Annotated in this window: 15 protein-coding genes; 5 read left to right on the top strand and 10 right to left on the bottom strand. The window is 64.2% G+C overall.

Annotated features, from left to right (window positions below):
* Window positions 1-85: 85 nt before the first annotated feature.
* The 4 genes from ASE71_RS11295 (at window position 86) to ASE71_RS11280 (ending at window position 3323) form a co-directional block, all read left to right on the top strand.
* Window positions 86-301: a hypothetical protein gene (locus tag ASE71_RS11295; RefSeq protein WP_060520016.1), complete on the top strand. Its 216-nt coding sequence runs from the start codon at window positions 86-88 to the stop codon at window positions 299-301.
* Window positions 302-422: 121 nt separating this feature from the next.
* The gene (locus ASE71_RS11290; RefSeq protein ID WP_413814635.1) at window positions 423-809 is read left to right on the top strand and encodes a DoxX family protein; all 387 of its coding nucleotides are present in this window, start codon (window positions 423-425) and stop codon (window positions 807-809) included.
* A complete protein-coding gene (locus tag ASE71_RS11285) occupies window positions 806-2407 on the top strand; it encodes an MFS transporter (RefSeq protein ID WP_060520012.1) in 1602 nt (533 codons plus the stop codon). Before ASE71_RS11290 ends, ASE71_RS11285 begins: the two co-directional genes overlap by 4 nt.
* A gap of 85 nt (window positions 2408-2492) precedes the next feature.
* The gene (locus ASE71_RS11280; RefSeq protein ID WP_060520010.1) at window positions 2493-3323 is read left to right on the top strand and encodes an alpha/beta fold hydrolase; all 831 of its coding nucleotides are present in this window, start codon (window positions 2493-2495) and stop codon (window positions 3321-3323) included.
* Window positions 3324-3541: 218 nt separating this feature from the next.
* Here ASE71_RS11280 and ASE71_RS11275 read toward each other — a convergent pair whose 3' ends face one another.
* Both ASE71_RS11275 and ASE71_RS11270 read right to left on the bottom strand, forming a co-directional pair.
* Window positions 3542-4183 carry a DUF5074 domain-containing protein gene (locus ASE71_RS11275; protein WP_060520008.1) on the bottom strand — a complete coding sequence of 214 codons (642 nt, stop codon included), beginning with the start codon at window positions 4181-4183 and terminating at the stop codon, window positions 3542-3544.
* Between the two features lie 10 nt (window positions 4184-4193).
* Window positions 4194-5414, bottom strand: a complete 1221-nt coding sequence (locus tag ASE71_RS11270; RefSeq protein ID WP_060520006.1) for a hypothetical protein — start codon at window positions 5412-5414, stop codon at window positions 4194-4196.
* A 320-nt stretch (window positions 5415-5734) separates the two neighbouring features.
* On the opposite strand from ASE71_RS11270, the gene ASE71_RS11265 reads away from it, so the two are divergent.
* On the top strand, window positions 5735-6949 hold the full coding sequence (locus tag ASE71_RS11265; protein ID WP_060520004.1) for an MFS transporter: 1215 nt from the start codon (window positions 5735-5737) through the stop codon (window positions 6947-6949).
* A gap of 83 nt (window positions 6950-7032) precedes the next feature.
* Here ASE71_RS11265 and ASE71_RS11260 read toward each other — a convergent pair whose 3' ends face one another.
* From ASE71_RS11260 to ASE71_RS11225, 8 genes are all read right to left on the bottom strand, one after another.
* Window positions 7033-8337 carry a CynX/NimT family MFS transporter gene (locus tag ASE71_RS11260; RefSeq protein WP_060520002.1) on the bottom strand — a complete coding sequence of 435 codons (1305 nt, stop codon included), beginning with the start codon at window positions 8335-8337 and terminating at the stop codon, window positions 7033-7035.
* Window positions 8334-9011 (bottom strand): FadR/GntR family transcriptional regulator, encoded by a 678-nt coding sequence (locus ASE71_RS11255; RefSeq protein WP_060520000.1) that lies wholly within the window; start codon window positions 9009-9011, stop codon window positions 8334-8336. The genes ASE71_RS11260 and ASE71_RS11255 overlap by 4 nt, the downstream gene beginning before the upstream one ends.
* Before the next feature lie 219 nt (window positions 9012-9230).
* The gene (locus tag ASE71_RS11250) at window positions 9231-9572 is read right to left on the bottom strand and encodes a slr1659 superfamily regulator (protein WP_034790268.1); all 342 of its coding nucleotides are present in this window, start codon (window positions 9570-9572) and stop codon (window positions 9231-9233) included.
* Between the two features lie 13 nt (window positions 9573-9585).
* Window positions 9586-10146 carry a slr1658 superfamily regulator gene (locus tag ASE71_RS11245; protein ID WP_034790266.1) on the bottom strand — a complete coding sequence of 187 codons (561 nt, stop codon included), beginning with the start codon at window positions 10144-10146 and terminating at the stop codon, window positions 9586-9588.
* Between the two features lie 4 nt (window positions 10147-10150).
* The gene (locus tag ASE71_RS11240) at window positions 10151-12511 is read right to left on the bottom strand and encodes a SpoIIE family protein phosphatase (RefSeq protein ID WP_034790264.1); all 2361 of its coding nucleotides are present in this window, start codon (window positions 12509-12511) and stop codon (window positions 10151-10153) included.
* Window positions 12508-13680 (bottom strand): class I SAM-dependent methyltransferase, encoded by a 1173-nt coding sequence (locus ASE71_RS11235; RefSeq protein ID WP_034790262.1) that lies wholly within the window; start codon window positions 13678-13680, stop codon window positions 12508-12510. The genes ASE71_RS11240 and ASE71_RS11235 overlap by 4 nt, the downstream gene beginning before the upstream one ends.
* A complete protein-coding gene (locus ASE71_RS11230) occupies window positions 13680-14198 on the bottom strand; it encodes a hypothetical protein (protein WP_034790260.1) in 519 nt (172 codons plus the stop codon). The genes ASE71_RS11235 and ASE71_RS11230 overlap by 1 nt, the downstream gene beginning before the upstream one ends.
* A 148-nt stretch (window positions 14199-14346) precedes the next feature.
* On the bottom strand, window positions 14347-16023 hold the full coding sequence (locus ASE71_RS11225; protein ID WP_060519997.1) for a putative bifunctional diguanylate cyclase/phosphodiesterase: 1677 nt from the start codon (window positions 16021-16023) through the stop codon (window positions 14347-14349).
* Window positions 16024-16046: the final 23 nt, after the last annotated feature.

Raw genomic sequence — 16046 nt, 5'->3', positions numbered from 1 at the left:
CTGCCGATCGCCGACCTTAAGGGTTTCTTCGGCGCGCTTGGATGCTCCTGCTGGGCGGTGTGACGATAGGGAAGGGAGACGCAGAATGCGCACGAAAGCCGGCGCCGTCGCGATGGCCGCGGTCTCAATCTTGCTCAACGCATCGCTCGGACCGGAGCAGGCCTCGGCCTCGCCGACTGAGGGCGTCCGGCACCTCTCGGCGAAAGTCGTGGTGAACCATCCGCCGGCGAAGCATGGAGCCTACTACCAAGGCATATCCCAGAGCGCGATCACCGCTTTGAAATGGCCGAAAAATCGATGAGGCGGCTTTGCCGCCCATCAAGCCGAAGACCGCCTGACAAGGAAACGAAAGATTGAGCCTCTCTTCCCTCGAAAACCGTCTCGCCGCTCGCCTCCGGCCGGGCCTTTCCGGCAACCGTGTCATATTCGTCGGGTTGCTGGCGCTCTGCTCGGCCTATATCCAGGGACCCTTGACGAAAATTTTCGACTTCCCGGGCGCGCTTGCCGAGATGGAGCATTTCGGCCTCTATCCGGCACCGCTCTTTGCCGTCGGCGTCATCGTGTTTGAGCTTGCGATGTCGGCCCTCGTTCTCTCAGGCTTCTACCGCTGGGCGGCGGCAGGCGCGCTTGCGGCCTTCACGCTCGCCGCCACCTTGCTCGCATTCCGCTTCTGGGAACTGCCGCCCGGCATGGAGCGCGCGATGGCGACAAACGGTTTCTTCGAACATATCGGCCTTGCCGGCGCATTCGTGCTCGTTGCAGTCTATGATCTGCGCGAACGTGCATCCACGGAGAGGGGCGGCCAATGACGCAGGCAGCGACCAACAGCGCCGGCACTTTCGCGCCCTTGCGCCAGAAGGTTTTCGCCGTGCTCTGGGTGGCGACCATCATCGGCAACACCGGCAGCTTCATCCGCGATGTCGCAAGCTCCTGGCTCGTCACCGACCTGTCGGCAACGCCCGCCGCCGTCTCGATGATCCAGGCGGCCGCGACGCTGCCGATCTTCCTGCTCGCCATTCCCGCCGGCGTGCTCTCCGATATTCTCGACCGACGCAAATTCCTGATCGTCGTGCAGTTCCTGCTCGCATCTGCGAGCCTCTGCCTGTTGTTCCTCTCTGCAAGCGGGCTGCAGTCGGTGACCTCGCTGATTGCGCTTACCTTTGTCGGTGGCATCGGCGCAGCGCTGGTTGCCCCCACCTGGCAGGCGATCGTGCCGGAGCTCGTGTCGCGACCGGACGTCAAGGGCGCGGTCGCGCTGAACTCGCTCGGCATCAACATCTCCCGCGCGATCGGCCCGGCGCTTGGCGGCCTGCTGCTTGCCTGGTTTGGCGCGGCCGTCACCTATGGCGTCGATGTCATCAGCTATGTCTTCGTCATTGCCGCATTGGTCTGGTGGCGGCGGCAGGTGCCGGAGGACGACGCGCTCGCCGAGCGCTTCCTCGGCGCCTTCCGGGCCGGCCTGCGCTACGCGCGCGCCAGCCGCGAGCTGCATGTGGTGCTTTTGCGTGCAGCCGTGTTCTTCGCTTTTTCAAGTGCGATCTGGGCGCTGCTGCCGCTGGTCGCCCGCCAGCTTCTCGGCGGCGGCGCCAGCTTCTACGGCATCCTGCTCGGCGCCGTCGGCGCCGGCGCGATCGGCGGCGCGCTGGTGATGCCGCGCTTGCGGGCCCGGATGGATGCCGACGGATTGCTGCTCTTGTCCGCGGTCCTGACCGCCGCCGTCATGGGCGTGCTTTCCTTCGCGCCGGCGCAATGGGTGGCGGTGGCGGCGCTGCTCGTCTGTGGTGCGGCCTGGATCACGGCGTTGACGACGCTGAACAGCACCGCGCAAGCGATCCTGCCCAACTGGGTGCGCGGACGCACGCTCGCCGTCTATCTGACCGTCTTCAACGGCGCGATGACCGGCGGGAGCCTTGCCTGGGGCGCGACCGCCTCGGCGATCGGCGTGCCCTTCACGCTCGCCGTGGCGGCCATCGGCCTTCTCTCAGTCGGCTTCGCCTTCCACGCCATGAAGCTGCCGAAAGGTGAGGCGGATCTCATACCTTCCAATCATTGGCCGGAGCCGCTGACCAGCGAGCCGGTCGAACACGACCGCGGACCGGTTCTCGTCCTGATCGAATATACGATCGACAAGGCTGATCGGTCCGAGTTCCTGAAGGCGCTCGCCCGCCTGTCGCACGAGCGGCGGCGCGACGGCGCCTATGGCTGGGGCGTGACCGAGGACGCGGCCGATCCCGGACGGCTGGTCGAATGGTTTATGGTCGAATCCTGGGCAGAGCATCTGCGCCAGCACAAGCGCGTGTCGAAGGCCGATGCCGACATTCAGGACGATGTCCGCCGCTACCACAAGGGGCCGGCCGCGCCGGTCGTCAACCACTTTCTCGCGATCAACCACCCCCATCTCGGTTGACGCGGACCGCACGTCCCGGCGCGGATCTCGCGCCGGGGCCACATCTCGAAGACATACACCCAACCCAAACAAAGGAACCGTTCCCATGACCGAGAACTTCGTCAGGACTGAAGACGGCGTCGATATCTTCTACAAGGATTGGGGCTCGGGCCAGCCCATCGTCTTTCACCATGGCTGGCCCCTGTCGGCGGACGATTGGGATGCGCAGATGCTCTATTTCGTCAGCAAGGGCTACCGGGTCATCGCCCATGACCGCCGCGGCCATGGCCGTTCGACGCAGGTGAGCGAGGGACACGACATTGCACACTACGCGAAGGATGTTGCGGCGCTGACCACCAAGCTCGGCCTCAGCGATGCAATCCACATCGGTCACTCCACCGGTGGCGGCGAAGCGGTGGCTTACGTGGCGCGCCACGGCGGCGGCCGGGTTTCCAAGCTGATCATCGTCGGCGCCGTGCCGCCGATCATGGTCAAGACCGAAAACAATCCGGGCGGCCTGCCGATCGAGGTGTTCGACGGTTTCCGGGCGGCGCTTGCTGCCAACCGCGCCCAGTTCTTCCTCGACGTTCCGGCCGGCCCGTTCTACGGCTACAACCGCCCGGGTGCCGAGGTATCGGAAGGCGTCGTCCGCAACTGGTGGCGTCAGGGCATGATGGGCAGCGCCAAGGCCCATTACGAAGGCATCAAGGCCTTCTCCGAAACCGACTTCACCGAGGACCTGAAGGCGATCGACGTGCCGACGCTGGTCATGCACGGCGACGACGACCAGATCGTGCCGATCGACGACAGCGCTCGACTGGCGGTGAAGCTGCTGAAGAACGGCACGCTCAAGGTCTATGAGGGTTATCCACATGGCATGTTGACAACCCATGCCGATGTCATCAATCCCGACCTGCTCGCCTTCATTAAGGCCTAAAGCTCGGGCACGGTCCGCGGTGTCCGGGTATTGCGGACCGTGCCGGGACAACGCTACTGCATGGTTCCCTATTCATCGCCGGTTTTGCGGACGGAACATGCAGCGCTTCGAAGCGCTACAGCGCCCTCTATGCGCCTCAAAGGCGCGCGGCGCTGTAGTGCCGGCGCCGCACCGACAACGGCGCGCAGCCGCGCCGATCCTGGATCTTATCGCGAGTTTCAGCGCGCCCGCTTCGGCCGGCGAACAGCCCGGACGACGCCGCTCGGCCCGCCGCCACAGAAGAAGCGCTCGCCGCCATCGGACTCCAGGCCCGATACGCCCATTCCGGACGGCATGGCGACCGTTTCGAGCACGGCTCCCGTTTGCGGATCGATGCGCCTGATATCGCTTTCGTCACCCTCCCAGGTGCCGTGCCAGAGTTCGCCGTCGACCCAGGTCACCCCGGTCACGACGCGCTTGGATTCGATCGTGCGCAGGATTGCGCCGTTCTCGGGATCGATCTGATGAATTTTGCGGCCGCGATGCTGCCCGACCCAAAGCGTGCCCTCGGCCCAGGCAAGGCCGGAATCGCCGCCACCGCCCGGGGCCGGGATTGTTGCGAGAATTTTCCCGGTTTCCGGATCGATCTTCTGGATGCGATCTTCGGCGATCTGGAAGAGGTGCTTGCCGTCAAACGCCGTACCGGCATGCGCGGCGACGTCGATCGAGCGGACGGGCGCACCGTTTTCCGGGTCGAAGGCGTTGATCGTGTCACCGGCGGCGAACCATACGTTCCGGCCGTCGAAGGTGACGCCGTGGACCTGGTCTGCCCCGGGGAACGGGCCATATATCTGGATGATTTCGGCTTCGGATCTTTTCATGGGTCTGATCCTATTCGTTTGGCAAAGGGCCGGGGAGTAACAACACTGTCGGGAATGCGGCAATCGGCGGCACGACCCAGCGCCGTGCCCGCCCGCGCCCGATCGGCATAACCTTGCCTTGCGAGGCGAGCTCTTCGAGCGCCCGCTGCACGGTGCGCGCGCTGGCGTCGAGCGCGATTGCGAGCGCCGAACTTGACCAGGCCTCGCCGTCCGCCAGCAGCGCCCGCATCGTCGCATGTCGCTCGTCGACCGGCGGGGCAAGGACGACGACCGTGTGCTTGCCGTGCGGCACCAGCCGGAAGCCATCGCTCGTCGCCGTGATATCCGCAAGCGGGCGCAGTTCCTCGCGCAGCCGGCCGATTTCGACACGCAGCCTTGCCCGGTGGGATTCGTCGACATGTCGTGCGCCGAAGGCCCGGGCGAGCAAGGTTCGCCTTGAGACGTCTCCCGGCCAGGCTTCGCCCAGCGCGCGCGCCAGCGCAAAGAGCACCGGCCGAGTGGCAAGCGTGCACAAGGTCGCTTGTCTTCGGACGAGGTTCCGGCAGGCGTCGATGACGAGGGCGCCGGAAGCAAGCAGCTCTTCGACCTCGCCAAGCAGCAGCGAGCGCTCTTGCCCATCCGCCATGAGGCGGGCAGCCGGCGCCTTAAGCACGGCGGCCGCGTTTTCAACTTCCAAGATCAGGGCCGGAATGCCGGTCGCCCGTGCCGCTTCGCCCGCCCGCCCGAAGGCGGCGGTGGCGGCCTCGGTTCGCAACCGGCGCACGGCGATGCCGGCGAGCGCCAGGTCGTGGGCGGCTCTCGACAGCGGTGTCAGCCGCGCCGTATCGATATCGGCAAGCAAGTTCTCGGCCTCGTCCAGACGGCCGATCAAGAGCAGGCGCCGTGCCCCGAGATTGCGGGCGTGGGCGGCATTGAGGTGGTCGCCATGGGTTTCGAGCGTCGAGCGGGCGGCGTCGAGCGCCCGCATCGGCCAGGAAAGATCACGGGAGACGATGGCGATCTCCGCCTCGGCGACGATGCACCGCGCCCGCGCCACCGCTTCCTTCGGGCCGAAGGCGCGCGCGGCGTTCTTCAGCAGGACCTTTGCGCGGGCGAAGTCTCCAAGCTGGGCCATGGCGATGCCGCGCAGCGCCAGTGCCGGCGGATCGTCGCGTAGCGCCACCCGCTTCAGCGCGCCGAGCGGGTCGCCCGACGCCAGTGCTCGCGCCGCGGCGGTGATCAGCGAATCCATCGAAATCCCGTCACACTTGTCACTCCCGCAAGCCGTGTTCCAGCCTTTATCTATCTCTCAGGTGGCAACGGACAACAGAAAGAAGCTTCGTCGCACAATCAAGCGGAAACAGTCGGGCGCATGCCTTCAAGGCTGCATCGAATGTGAATCTGCAACTATTATGAAATTCTTTCGAAGCTTCTGTCGGCTTGGCGTCGGCGTGAGCGTCTTTCAATCGGGCGGGCGAGGGGATGTCCCAGGCACGGTCCGCCGCGCGATCAGGTTGCACAATTTTTCGGCGTGGCCGGACGTCCGGCCGGGCGGCTTTAAGGAGATTTGCAATGACCAATTTGCATTACCGTTGGGTCATCGTGGCGGCGGGAGGGCTGCTCGGCTGCCTGGCGATCGGCGCCATGTTTTCGCTTCCGGTGTTCCTGCTGCCGATTTCGCGCGACACCGGCTGGTCGGTGACAGGCGTTTCGAGCGCCATGACCATCGGCTTCCTGGCCATGGCCTTTGCCAGCATCGCCTGGGGCAGCCTTTCCGACCGATGGGGCGCGCGTCCGATCGTGCTCATCGGCTCGGTGCTCTTGGCCGTCAGCCTGATGGCAGCGAGCTGGACGACCTCGCTGATCGCCTTCCAGATCCTTTTCGGTGTCGTCGTCGGCACCGCGACGGCGGCGATCTTCGCGCCGATGATGGCTTGCGTTACCGGCTGGTTCGATACGCATCGCAGCCACGCGGTCTCGCTCGTCTCGGCCGGCATGGGCATGGCGCCGATGACGATGTCGCCCTTTGCCGCCTGGCTGGTATCCGCCTACGACTGGAGAACCGCTCTGCAGATCATCGCGCTGGTCGTTGCCGTCATCATGATCCCGGTCTCGTTTCTCGTTCGCCAGGCGCCGGCACTTGCCGACGGCGCTGCCGCGGCCTCGCCCGGGGAAGAGCCCCATTCGTCGATGACGACCAGCCAGGTGCTGAAATCGCCGCTCTTCATCATCCTGCTTCTGACCAACTTCTTCTGCTGCGCCACCCATTCCGGCCCGATCTTCCACACTGTGAGCTACGCGATCACCTGCGGCATTCCGGTCATGGCGGCCGTGTCGATCTACAGCGTCGAGGGTCTTGCCGGCATGGGCGGCCGCGTCGTCTTCGGTCTGCTCGGCGACCGTTTCGGGGCCAAACGTGTGCTCGTTCTTGGACTTCTGGCCCAGGCCTTCGGCGCGCTTGCCTATGTCTTTGCCGCCGGGCTCGGCTCGTTCTACGCAGTCGCCGCCCTGTTCGGCTTCATCTACGCGGGCGTCATGCCGCTCTATGCGGTGCTTGCCCGCGAGAATTTCCCCTTGCGGATGATGGGGACGGTGATCGGCGGGACGGCCATGGCTGGCAGCCTTGGCATGGCGACGGGACCGATTGCCGGGGGCCTGATCTATGATGCGCTGGCAAGCTACACCTGGCTTTACATCGGTTCCTGGGGCATCGGCCTCGGCGCGTTCCTGATCGCGCTCACCTTCCGGCCGGCGCCGCGCTACCAGGCGGCGGTGGCCGCGGCCTGATGCGAGCGTGCTGACAGCGAGAGAAAGGGCTCCGCCTGGGAAGGGGACCTTTGGATCATTGCAGGCGCTGATCCGCGTCCGTCTTAGCGGTCGTCTATCCGGACGGTTCGTGCGCCGACATGCAGCGCCCGGCCGGCGCCGAGACCCATGATCGCCACGCCGATGCCGAGCGCGATGAAGAGAACGGCGCTGGCGGCGAAGCTGCCGGTCCAGCTGCGGATGAAGCCGACAAGCAGGGGGCCGATGGCGGCAAGCACGTAGCCGACGCCCTGAGCCATGCCGGAGAGATGGGCCGCCACGTGCGAATCGGGCGAGCGCAGCACAATGAGGGTCATCGCTGCAGCAATCAGGCCGCCCTGTCCGATCCCTTGCAGAACAGCCCAGACGAGCACCGAAGAGAGCGGCGCGAAAAGGATGCCGATCAGTGCGATGACGGCGGCGGCGGCGAGCGCCACGCAGACGGCGCGCTGGTCGCGGCGCCTTACGGCGAAGGATGGCACGAGCAGGCAGGTGACGACCTGCATCATGATCGAGGCGGAGACGACCGCACCGGCAGTTGCGGCATCGAGGCCACGCTCACGCAGGATCGGCGCCATCCAGCCGAAGACGCAATAGGCGAGTGCGGATTGCAGACCCATGAAGAGCGTCACCTGCCAGGCGAGCCGATCGCGCCAGAGGCCGACGACGCGGAAGCCGCTGTGGCGGGCTTGCGCCTTGCCACGCAGCGCCTGCGGTGCCCAGATCATCAGCACGATGAGGGCGGGTACCGCCCAGGCCGCGAGCGCGCCGGACCAGGAGCCGACCACATGGTGTTCGATCGTCAGCGTCAGGCCGGCGGCGCTGGCAGCACCAGCGCAGAGCGCCATGGTATAGAGGCCCGTCATCATCGCGGCGCGGTCGGGAAAGTCACGCTTGACGAGGCCGGGAAGCAGCACGTTGCCGATCGCGATCGCCGCACCTGCCGCAAATGTCGAAAGGAAAAGAAGCGGCACGGACTGAACGCCGCGCAGACCCGTGCCGAGCGTCAGCAGGACGAGCACCCCGAGAAGCGTGCGTTCGGCACCGAAGCGTTGGGCGAGCTTCGGCGCAAGCGGCGCGAAAAGGCCGAGACAGAGCACCGGCAGGGTGGTGAGCACGCTGGCGCTGGCGGTGGAAAGGCCGGTCGCCTGCATCACCTCGGGCAGCAGCACCGAGAGACTTGAAAACAGCGGCCTGAGGTTGAAGGCGATGAGCACGAGGCTGACGCCCAGCAGAATGCGGGCGCTGCGGCTCAGCACCGGTGGTTGCGGTGCCGGCAGGCTGTCGGCCTCGGCATCGATAAGCTGGTCTTCGATGTCCAGCGGTTCGGCGGCTTCGGCTTTGTGGGGATCACGAAAAGTCTGGTTCATTGGGAAAGTAGCCGATCAAGTTCAGCGAGGACGGGGGCCATGAACGCCCGAACGGCGGCCGCGGCCTTGTCCGGATCACTGGCCGCAATGGCCTCGACGATCGCCGCATGCGCCCGGTCGTCCGGCTCCGGCAGGTCGCCCGACAGCGTCGAGTGAATGGTTTCGAGAATGGCCGAAGTGAAAAAGTCATAGAGCTCGACGATGGCCCTGTTGCCGGAGGCCTCGACGATCGACCGATGAAAGGCAATGTCGCGCCGTCCGAAGGCCTCACGCCCACCATCGGAAACCGTGCCGCGGGCGAGAAGAAGGCGCTTCATATGTTCCAGATCCTTGGGCGTATGTCGCAGCGCCGCCAGGCGTGCGGCTTCCACGTCGAGGGCCGCGCGCGCCTCCCATTGGTCGCGCAGGCTCGCCCGCTTGACGCGGTCAAGCGCGCCCGAGCTATCGACCGTCGAGCGGACATAGGTGCCGGAGCCCTGGCGGGCGTCGAGCAGCCCCTTCGAGATCAGGACCCGAACGGCCTCCCGCACGGTTCCGCGGCTCACCGCCAGAAGTTCGGTCAGCGCCGTCTCGTTGGGAATGCGTTCGCCGATAGCCCAGCGGCCGCTGAGGATTTCCGCCCGCAGGCTTTCGGCAGCGCTCTCGGCAAGGTTGGTACGATTGATCGGTTGCATTGTCTGCTCATCAAGTCATCAGATGATTTGATCAATAGGGTGAGGCGTTCGCAGAGTCAAGCGTGACGACGGGGAATGAAGAAGGCGTCGAAGCGTCGTGAGGCCGGTTTCGGCGACAGGATTTGTCGGTGGCTGGCGCGCGGAATCGCGGTCGCGCGCCGGTCGGCGCGCGATACTCAGGCTTTAGCTACGGGAATCCAGTCCCGGCACCGCGTGATCTCAGTTGAGCCTGAGATCGAGGCCGGGATGCAGCTTCTTGAGGTTCGGCAGCGATTTCGACTGCCACGGGATCTCAGAGGTTCCGCGCACCGTCAATTGCACGTTCGGGCGGTTGCGTGCCTCGATCGTCAGCTTGGCGAGCAGGTTGATCCCGGACGAGTTCAGGAACTGCAGTTCGGTGAGGTCGATCGTGATGTGCTCAGGCTCGGTCTCCAGAACGCCCATCACCGTCGAGAAGATCGGGGCATAGGCCTCCGTTCCCGGCAGCCGCATCGTGCCTTCAAAATGAATATCGTTGCCTTCGGACCAAACGCGATACTCTTCTTCGTCCTTGTTTTCCATGTTCACCGGCTCATCAGTTCGAGAGGTCTGGGACCGCAATGGAGGCATAAGTCTCCAATGAGGTTTCGCCGTCGTCACCCTGGGCGCCAAAAACCCAAGCGAAACGAACGCCATAATCGCTCATCAGCGTCAAAAGACCAAGCCCCGAGCCGCTCTTGCCGAGCCCGGTTGCGTTGGCTTCGATGCGCTCGATGAGCAGGTCGCCCGGGTCGCCGTCGGCGATCTCGGACAAAAGATCCTGGAAGCGCGCAGCCGCTTCGTTGTCGATCACGTTCGACACTTTCGTGCGGAAGCTGTGGCCCTCGAGGGCGGCCTCGACGACCACGGAACCGGAAGCGCGGAACTTCACGGCATTCTCGACCAGTTCGTTGGTGAGGTAGCCGATGTTGTGGCGCACTTCCCGATAGGTGTTGCGCGACGCGCGATAGCGCAGCGCCGCCAGTTCGGCGACGAAATCCGAAGCCATGGCGCAATGCTTCCAGCTGAGATCCAGCGGCCCGTCGTAAAGACGCAGCCGGGTCATCTTCTGGTGGGCGCCGATCGTCAGGTCCGCCAGTCCGTAGAGCGTGGTCATCTGATCACCTGTGTCTCATGACGACGAGCGTGATGTCGTCGTAGATCTTCTGCTTGCCGATATGCGCCATCAGGTCGTTGATGATACCCGATTTGACGTCCTCGGCGCTCTGTCCGTAAAACTTTCCGGCACTCTCGCACAGTCGCTCGATGCCAAACAGTTCGCCCTTGGCGTTCGCTGCCTCGGTCACGCCGTCCGTATGCAGCACGATCATGTCGCCGCGGCCGAACGAGATCTCGCGGGTGGCAACAAAGCGCGAAATGTCCGATTCCAGGCCAATCGGCAGGCCGAGGTCGAGCGTGTCGATCCGCTCGATTTCCGCACCCTTGCGCACGACGATCAGTTCCTCGTGCTGCCCCGACAGCGTCAGGCGGCCGTGGTCGTAGTCGAGGAAGGCCAACGACAGATGCTTGTCAGTGTTGGTGCGCACGATGTTCTTGTAGATGGCGCGGTTGAGGCGGTTGAGAAACTGCTCCGGGTCCATGTCGCCGGCTTCCTGCAGGGCCCTTGCGACCGACTGCACCATCAGCATCAGCACGCCGCTTTCAAGGCCATGACCGGTCACGTCGCCGATGCCGATCTTCAGCCGCTCACCGTCGCGCAGCACATCGTAGTAGTCGCCGCCCACCTCGTCGGCCGGGCGCATATAGGCGGCGATTTCGAGATCGGCGATTTCCGCGAGCTCGCCGGCCTTCGGCAGCACCATCATCTGGATCTGCTTGGCGACGGCGAGTTCGGCGCCAAGGCGCAGGTTCTCGCTGCGCAGTTGGGTATTCAGCGTCGAAATCTGATGGTTGGCGTCCTCGAGCTGCTTGGTGCGTTCGGTCACCAGGTTTTCGAGGTTCTCGGTATGGTAGCTGATCTCCTCAGCCATTCTATTGAACGCGATAGCGGCTTCACCGACTTCGTCGCGTGTCGTGATGGGCACACGGACGGAGTAGTCCTTCGCCTCGATGCTGGTTGCCGCTCCGGCGAGCGCGCTGATGCCGCGGGTAACCCGCTTGGAGATGCCGAACACGGCGAGCGTGACGAACAGCAGCGAAGCGAGCAGGGCCAGGATCTGATAGATGAGGATGCGGTTCGTCGCTTCAGAGATACTCGCCTGTGCAGCAAACAGCGAGGCATAGATTTCGCGCTCCGGCACGACGATGCCGATCGACATGGTCTCGCGGCGCACCGGGCCGGAAACCCAGAGGTTCTCCGGCTCGAGCTGCTTGAGGAGAATGAGATAGGGGACCTTCTCACCACCCTCATCGAGCAGCACCCGCTGAATGGCGCCATCGGTGCCAAGCGGCAGCTCTGCGATCGCGGGCTGGGCGCTGCGGCGCAGCGAGCGCTCCAACCCGGTGACGCCTTGTCCACCCGTGTCGCTGGACCGCCGCAGGCCGATCACCTTTTCGCCGACCGGATTGATGGCAAGCACGTTGCCGTCGGACATCACCAGAAATCCGAAGCCGCTGTCGCCGACCTTGACGCTTTCGACAACCTCGGCCAGCTGGTCGAGCGTGATATCGGTTCCGGTCGCTCCGGCGACACCTTTGCGGTCGGGCGTCCAGAGCGGCTGGAAGAAACTGACGATCAGTTTGCCCGAGGCGGCATCGGTGTAAGGTGCAGTTTGCGTGGTATCGGCTGCAACGGGCCTGAGGCTCGGTTGCTTCGCCCATTCCTCCCAGGACTCATAGAGGCCGGGGAAGAAGAAGTTCCAGAAGTTGGCTTCGTTATGGCCGGGGTAGAGACGGTCGAACGTCTGCGCCTGATCCGCATAGGGCGCCATCCGCAAGATCGGCCGCTCTTTTGGTCCGACGTAGTACATCTGCAGTTTGGAGCGGCCGTGCGCAAGCAGGGCGGGCGCAACCAGATCGAGAACGGCGCTGTTCTCAATATCGGCCTGCACCTCGGGTAGTGGCCGATGGTCGGGGCCAAGGAGATAGCTCCAGACGCTTACGCTCGAGAGCGGCCCCGGAAGGTTCTGCGCCCACCCACCTTTGGCATCGTAAGTGACGGTAACGGACTCCGGTGCGTGCCGCGCAAGTGCCTCACCGACGTCGGACCGGCGCACGGGGCGGTCGATCTGCGCCTGGATTACGCCCGCGAGCGTGGCGACGTCGGCGTGAACCTGGCCGAGCAGAAGATTAACCCGCGCGGCCGTCGATTCCGCGTAGGTGAGCATGTAGTCTTCGTTGGCGTTTTGCAGGCCCTGTCCGACTTCCGTCGTCGCGTCGCGCGACAGTCTTTGAACGTTCCAGAGCGCCAGCCCGCCTGTCAGCAGGAGGTCGAAGAGCACGGCGCTGCCGACGACCAGCACGAACTTGGCGCGAAAGGATCTCAAACCGAACCGGGGGCGTTTGATATTGCTCGCGCTCATAGTGGTTTGCGCCCGGACGCTGCCCAGATCGGCCAGCCCGCATAGCCCTTCGGATGCAGTGCAGCGAAGATGTGATCCCGGAAGCCCTGGCGGAACCGCTCGATGAATTCGGGTGTTTCGCCGTGCCTCACCGCCATGTCCGCAAACATCTTCTCCCAGCCGGCGATGATATCGGCGAAATCCTGTGGGTCACCGTCCAGATTGGTGACCATGAAGGATTCGACCAGGATGTCGTCGAAGCCCGTGTCGGCAAGATAGCGCCGGCTCTTCGGCCCGAACTCCACATCTATCTCGAAATTGCTCAAAAGCCGCGCGAGCTCATTGTAGGTCCATTGGATGCTTTGCGCCCGCGGCTCGCCAAGGCAGTGCGAGTTCTTCTCATTGGTGATGTAGACGCGGCCGCCCGGCTTCACGATCCGATAGAGTTCCTTGAGAAGCAGCTCCGGCTGATTGAAGACCTGCAGCGAGTGGCGGCAACTCACGAAGTCGAACTGGTTGTCCTCAAGCAGCATCTCCGACGCGTCGCCGTAGGTGTATTCGATACCCGTCACGCCGAACTCGGCGGCCACCTTTCGGGCATAGGCGAGGCTCGGCTTCGAGTGGTCGAGCGCGACGATCCGCGACGGCTGGAACTCCTTCTGCGCGAGCACGGCGAAATCGCCGATGCCGCAGCAGATGTCGGCCACGGCGATGCCGGGCCGCATGCCGTGGCGCGGCAGGATGGTGCGCTCGTGGCGCCAGGTCAATTTCGTCTGCGCGCGCAGGATTGGGATGAAGCTCGTATCCTCGAAGTAGTCCTGGCCAGGATAGAACATCGAATCATAGACCTCGACGGAGATCTGCGGCTCGATCGTGCTCAGGTGCCGGAACATGCGCGTCGTCCAGCTGACGACGCTTGACGTGATGACGATCAGGCGCAGGTCCGACCGCTCCCGGCAGGCGTCGAGGGCGACCCGGATGAAGGCCTGGAAGGCCGTGTTGTTCATCTGGATGAGGCGCTTCACATCGATATAGAGAACGCCGCGCACCGTATCGATGGCTTCCCTCAGCGCATGGATACTCTCGGCGATTTCATCGATCGAACGCGGCCGAATCGTTCCGGCAAGCGAGAAGATCTGGCTGTTCGGATCGAAGTCGACCTTGAAACGCTGAGGAAGGCTCGCCGCCATCAACTCACCATTCCTTCAAGAGGAAGATCCACGATCAGGGTGATGGCCGGAGCCGCATCCTCGTCAAGCCGGAGGCGGGCGTCATAGTTGACCGCCAGGTCCAGAAGCACCGATTCCCGGCTGGGGGCAAGGTCGTTGGAAATGGCGTCGAGATAGCGGGCCTGGGCATCGCTCTCACGGGTTTTCGAGACAGCCTCGCGATAGAAGCGCGCCTGACCAGGTGGGCATGGAAAGCTCAGTTGAACCCGTTCCGTGGCGCCTTGGCGATAGATCGACAGGCCGATCTTTCCGTCGGTGGTGCCGCCGCGAAACGAAACCTCCAGAAGCTCGTTGAGGGCGGAGGAAAAGAAGTTGGAATGCCGTACCGGATCGGTCCTGTTGTGGCTGATCATCCGGGCGAGGTAGCTCGAGACATGATCGCAATGGTGCCAGTCCGAAAGGAAATCTTCCATCTCCATATCGAACTGAAGCAGCGGCTCGAAAGCCGTTTCCGTGGTCTTATTGACACTAGCACCCATGCAGCAATGTCCTCCGCACCCCGAACTCTGCCACGGCCATACGCCACTTTCTATAATGATTTCTAACCACGCAACCCCGGGATCTTGCATGAAGACAACCCAGGTATTGCCTCGCGCCATATCGGGCGCAACGCACAGATGCGGGGGGCTACAGCGTCGCCATTGTCGATGAGCGGCGAAGATAGGCGCCGATCGCGTCCGCCGGCATGGGCATGCCCAGGAAATAACCCTGCAGACGGTCGCAACCCTCTTTTCGAAGCCAGACGGCCTGCCCGATCGTCTCGACGCCCTCGGCGGTCACGCGCATGCCGAGACCGTGGGCAAGGGCGATGATCGACCGGACGATCGTCTGGCTCTTTTCGTCGCTCTCCAGATCCTTGATGAAATAGCGGTCGATCTTGATCGTATCGAAGGGGAAGTTCTTGAGGTAGCTGAGCGACGAATAGAAGGTGCCGAAATCGTCGAGCGAGATCTGGATGCCGAGCACGTTGAGGGTGTTCAGCGTGTCGAGATTGTTGGTCGTGCGTTCAAGCAGCACCGATTCGGTAACTTCCAGCTCCAGCCGGTCGGCCCTCAGGCCCGCCATGTCGAGCGCCTGGGCGATCCGGTCCGTCAGGCCCTCGCGCAGGAACTCCGCCGGCGACAGGTTGACGGCGACGGTGAAATGCGACGGCCAGGTGGCAGCCTGCCGGCAGGCCTCCTCCAGCACCCATTGGCCGATCTCGTTCATCAGGCCGTCGGCTTCCGCCATCGGGATGAAGACGTTGGGCGGGATCGTGCCGACCAGCGGATGATGCCAGCGCACCAGCGCCTCGAAGCCGACGATCGAAAATGGCGGCTCGACGAGCGGCTGGTATTCGATTGAAAACTGCTTGTCCTGCAGCGCGGTGCGCAGACTGCGGCGCAGCATCTCGCGCTGTTCCAGCACGATCAGCATGGAACGGCTGAAGGTCTTTGCCCGGCCTCGTCCATCCTTCTTGGCGGCATAGAGCGCAATGTCCGCCGCCTTCATCAGTTGCTCGATGTCGTTTCCGTCGTTCGGCGCAATGGCAATGCCGATGCTGGCGCCGACGAAGACGGAAATGCCGTCGATCGTGAAAGGTTCGCTGAACGCCTCGATCAGTGCCTCGGCGAGATACTCGGCGTCCGCCGGCTGGTCGCTTTGACGCTGGATGACGGCGAATTCGTCGCCGGCCAGGCGATAGGCGACTTCGCCGTCGCGAAGGGCGCCGCGAATGCGCTCGGCCGCCATCTTGAGGACGGCGTCGCCGGCGCCGTGGCCCAGCGTGTCGTTGACCGGCTTGAAATCGTCGAGGTCGATCTGCATCAGCGCAAGCTTCTCGCCGGATGTCGGCAGGATGCTCTGCAGGTCGTCGCTGAACTGCCGCCGGTTGGGCAGGCCCGTCAGCACGTCGTGGGTCGCCTGGTGCAACAGCAGCGCGCGTTCGCTTTCGCCATGGCTGCCGATCTCGCGGCGGGTCGCGCGGCCGCTCGTTTCGAGCACGCCGATGCCACGCATGGCGCGAAAGACGAGCAGCGTGCGCCGCGACTTGGTGGCGGCGTCGACCACCTCGACGCTGCGCGGCACGCCGTAAGCGATGACGGATTCCACCGCCGCCTTGGAAACGGGCGCAAGCAATTCGGGATAGAGATGCCACAGGGTGGCATCGACAAGCGTGCCGACTTCGTAGGTTTCCTGCAGCGCCGGCGAGGCGCTGGTCAGATGAAAGGCCTCGTCATAGAACGAGAGAACCTCGTCCATATGAGCCGCAACGGGATCCTGCACTGAAGCTGAAGCAGACAAGGTTGCATCAGTGTCCGGCATGCTTGCCTTTCCCTCTCTGTTTC

The sequence above is a fragment of the Ensifer sp. Root954 genome, assembly GCF_001429005.1.
Lineage (GTDB): Bacteria > Pseudomonadota > Alphaproteobacteria > Rhizobiales > Rhizobiaceae > Ensifer > Ensifer adhaerens.
Note: the sequence above shows the minus strand (reverse complement) of the source record. Positions and strands in the feature narration are given on the sequence as shown.

Coding starts and splice junctions, on each gene's coding strand:
- ASE71_RS11230 (WP_034790260.1), bottom strand. CDS start 14,198: ATGGGTGCTAGTGTCAATAAGACCACGGAAACGGCTTTCGAGCCGCTG.
- ASE71_RS11295 (WP_060520016.1), top strand. CDS start 86: ATGCGCACGAAAGCCGGCGCCGTCGCGATGGCCGCGGTCTCAATCTTG.
- ASE71_RS11260 (WP_060520002.1), bottom strand. CDS start 8,337: ATGAACCAGACTTTTCGTGATCCCCACAAAGCCGAAGCCGCCGAACCG.
- ASE71_RS11240 (WP_034790264.1), bottom strand. CDS start 12,511: ATGAGCGCGAGCAATATCAAACGCCCCCGGTTCGGTTTGAGATCCTTT.
- ASE71_RS11280 (WP_060520010.1), top strand. CDS start 2,493: ATGACCGAGAACTTCGTCAGGACTGAAGACGGCGTCGATATCTTCTAC.
- ASE71_RS11275 (WP_060520008.1), bottom strand. CDS start 4,183: ATGAAAAGATCCGAAGCCGAAATCATCCAGATATATGGCCCGTTCCCC.
- ASE71_RS11245 (WP_034790266.1), bottom strand. CDS start 10,146: ATGACCACGCTCTACGGACTGGCGGACCTGACGATCGGCGCCCACCAG.
- ASE71_RS11225 (WP_060519997.1), bottom strand. CDS start 16,023: ATGCCGGACACTGATGCAACCTTGTCTGCTTCAGCTTCAGTGCAGGAT.
- ASE71_RS11235 (WP_034790262.1), bottom strand. CDS start 13,680: ATGGCGGCGAGCCTTCCTCAGCGTTTCAAGGTCGACTTCGATCCGAAC.
- ASE71_RS11250 (WP_034790268.1), bottom strand. CDS start 9,572: ATGGAAAACAAGGACGAAGAAGAGTATCGCGTTTGGTCCGAAGGCAAC.
- ASE71_RS11265 (WP_060520004.1), top strand. CDS start 5,735: ATGACCAATTTGCATTACCGTTGGGTCATCGTGGCGGCGGGAGGGCTG.
- ASE71_RS11270 (WP_060520006.1), bottom strand. CDS start 5,414: ATGGATTCGCTGATCACCGCCGCGGCGCGAGCACTGGCGTCGGGCGAC.
- ASE71_RS11285 (WP_060520012.1), top strand. CDS start 806: ATGACGCAGGCAGCGACCAACAGCGCCGGCACTTTCGCGCCCTTGCGC.
- ASE71_RS11255 (WP_060520000.1), bottom strand. CDS start 9,011: ATGCAACCGATCAATCGTACCAACCTTGCCGAGAGCGCTGCCGAAAGC.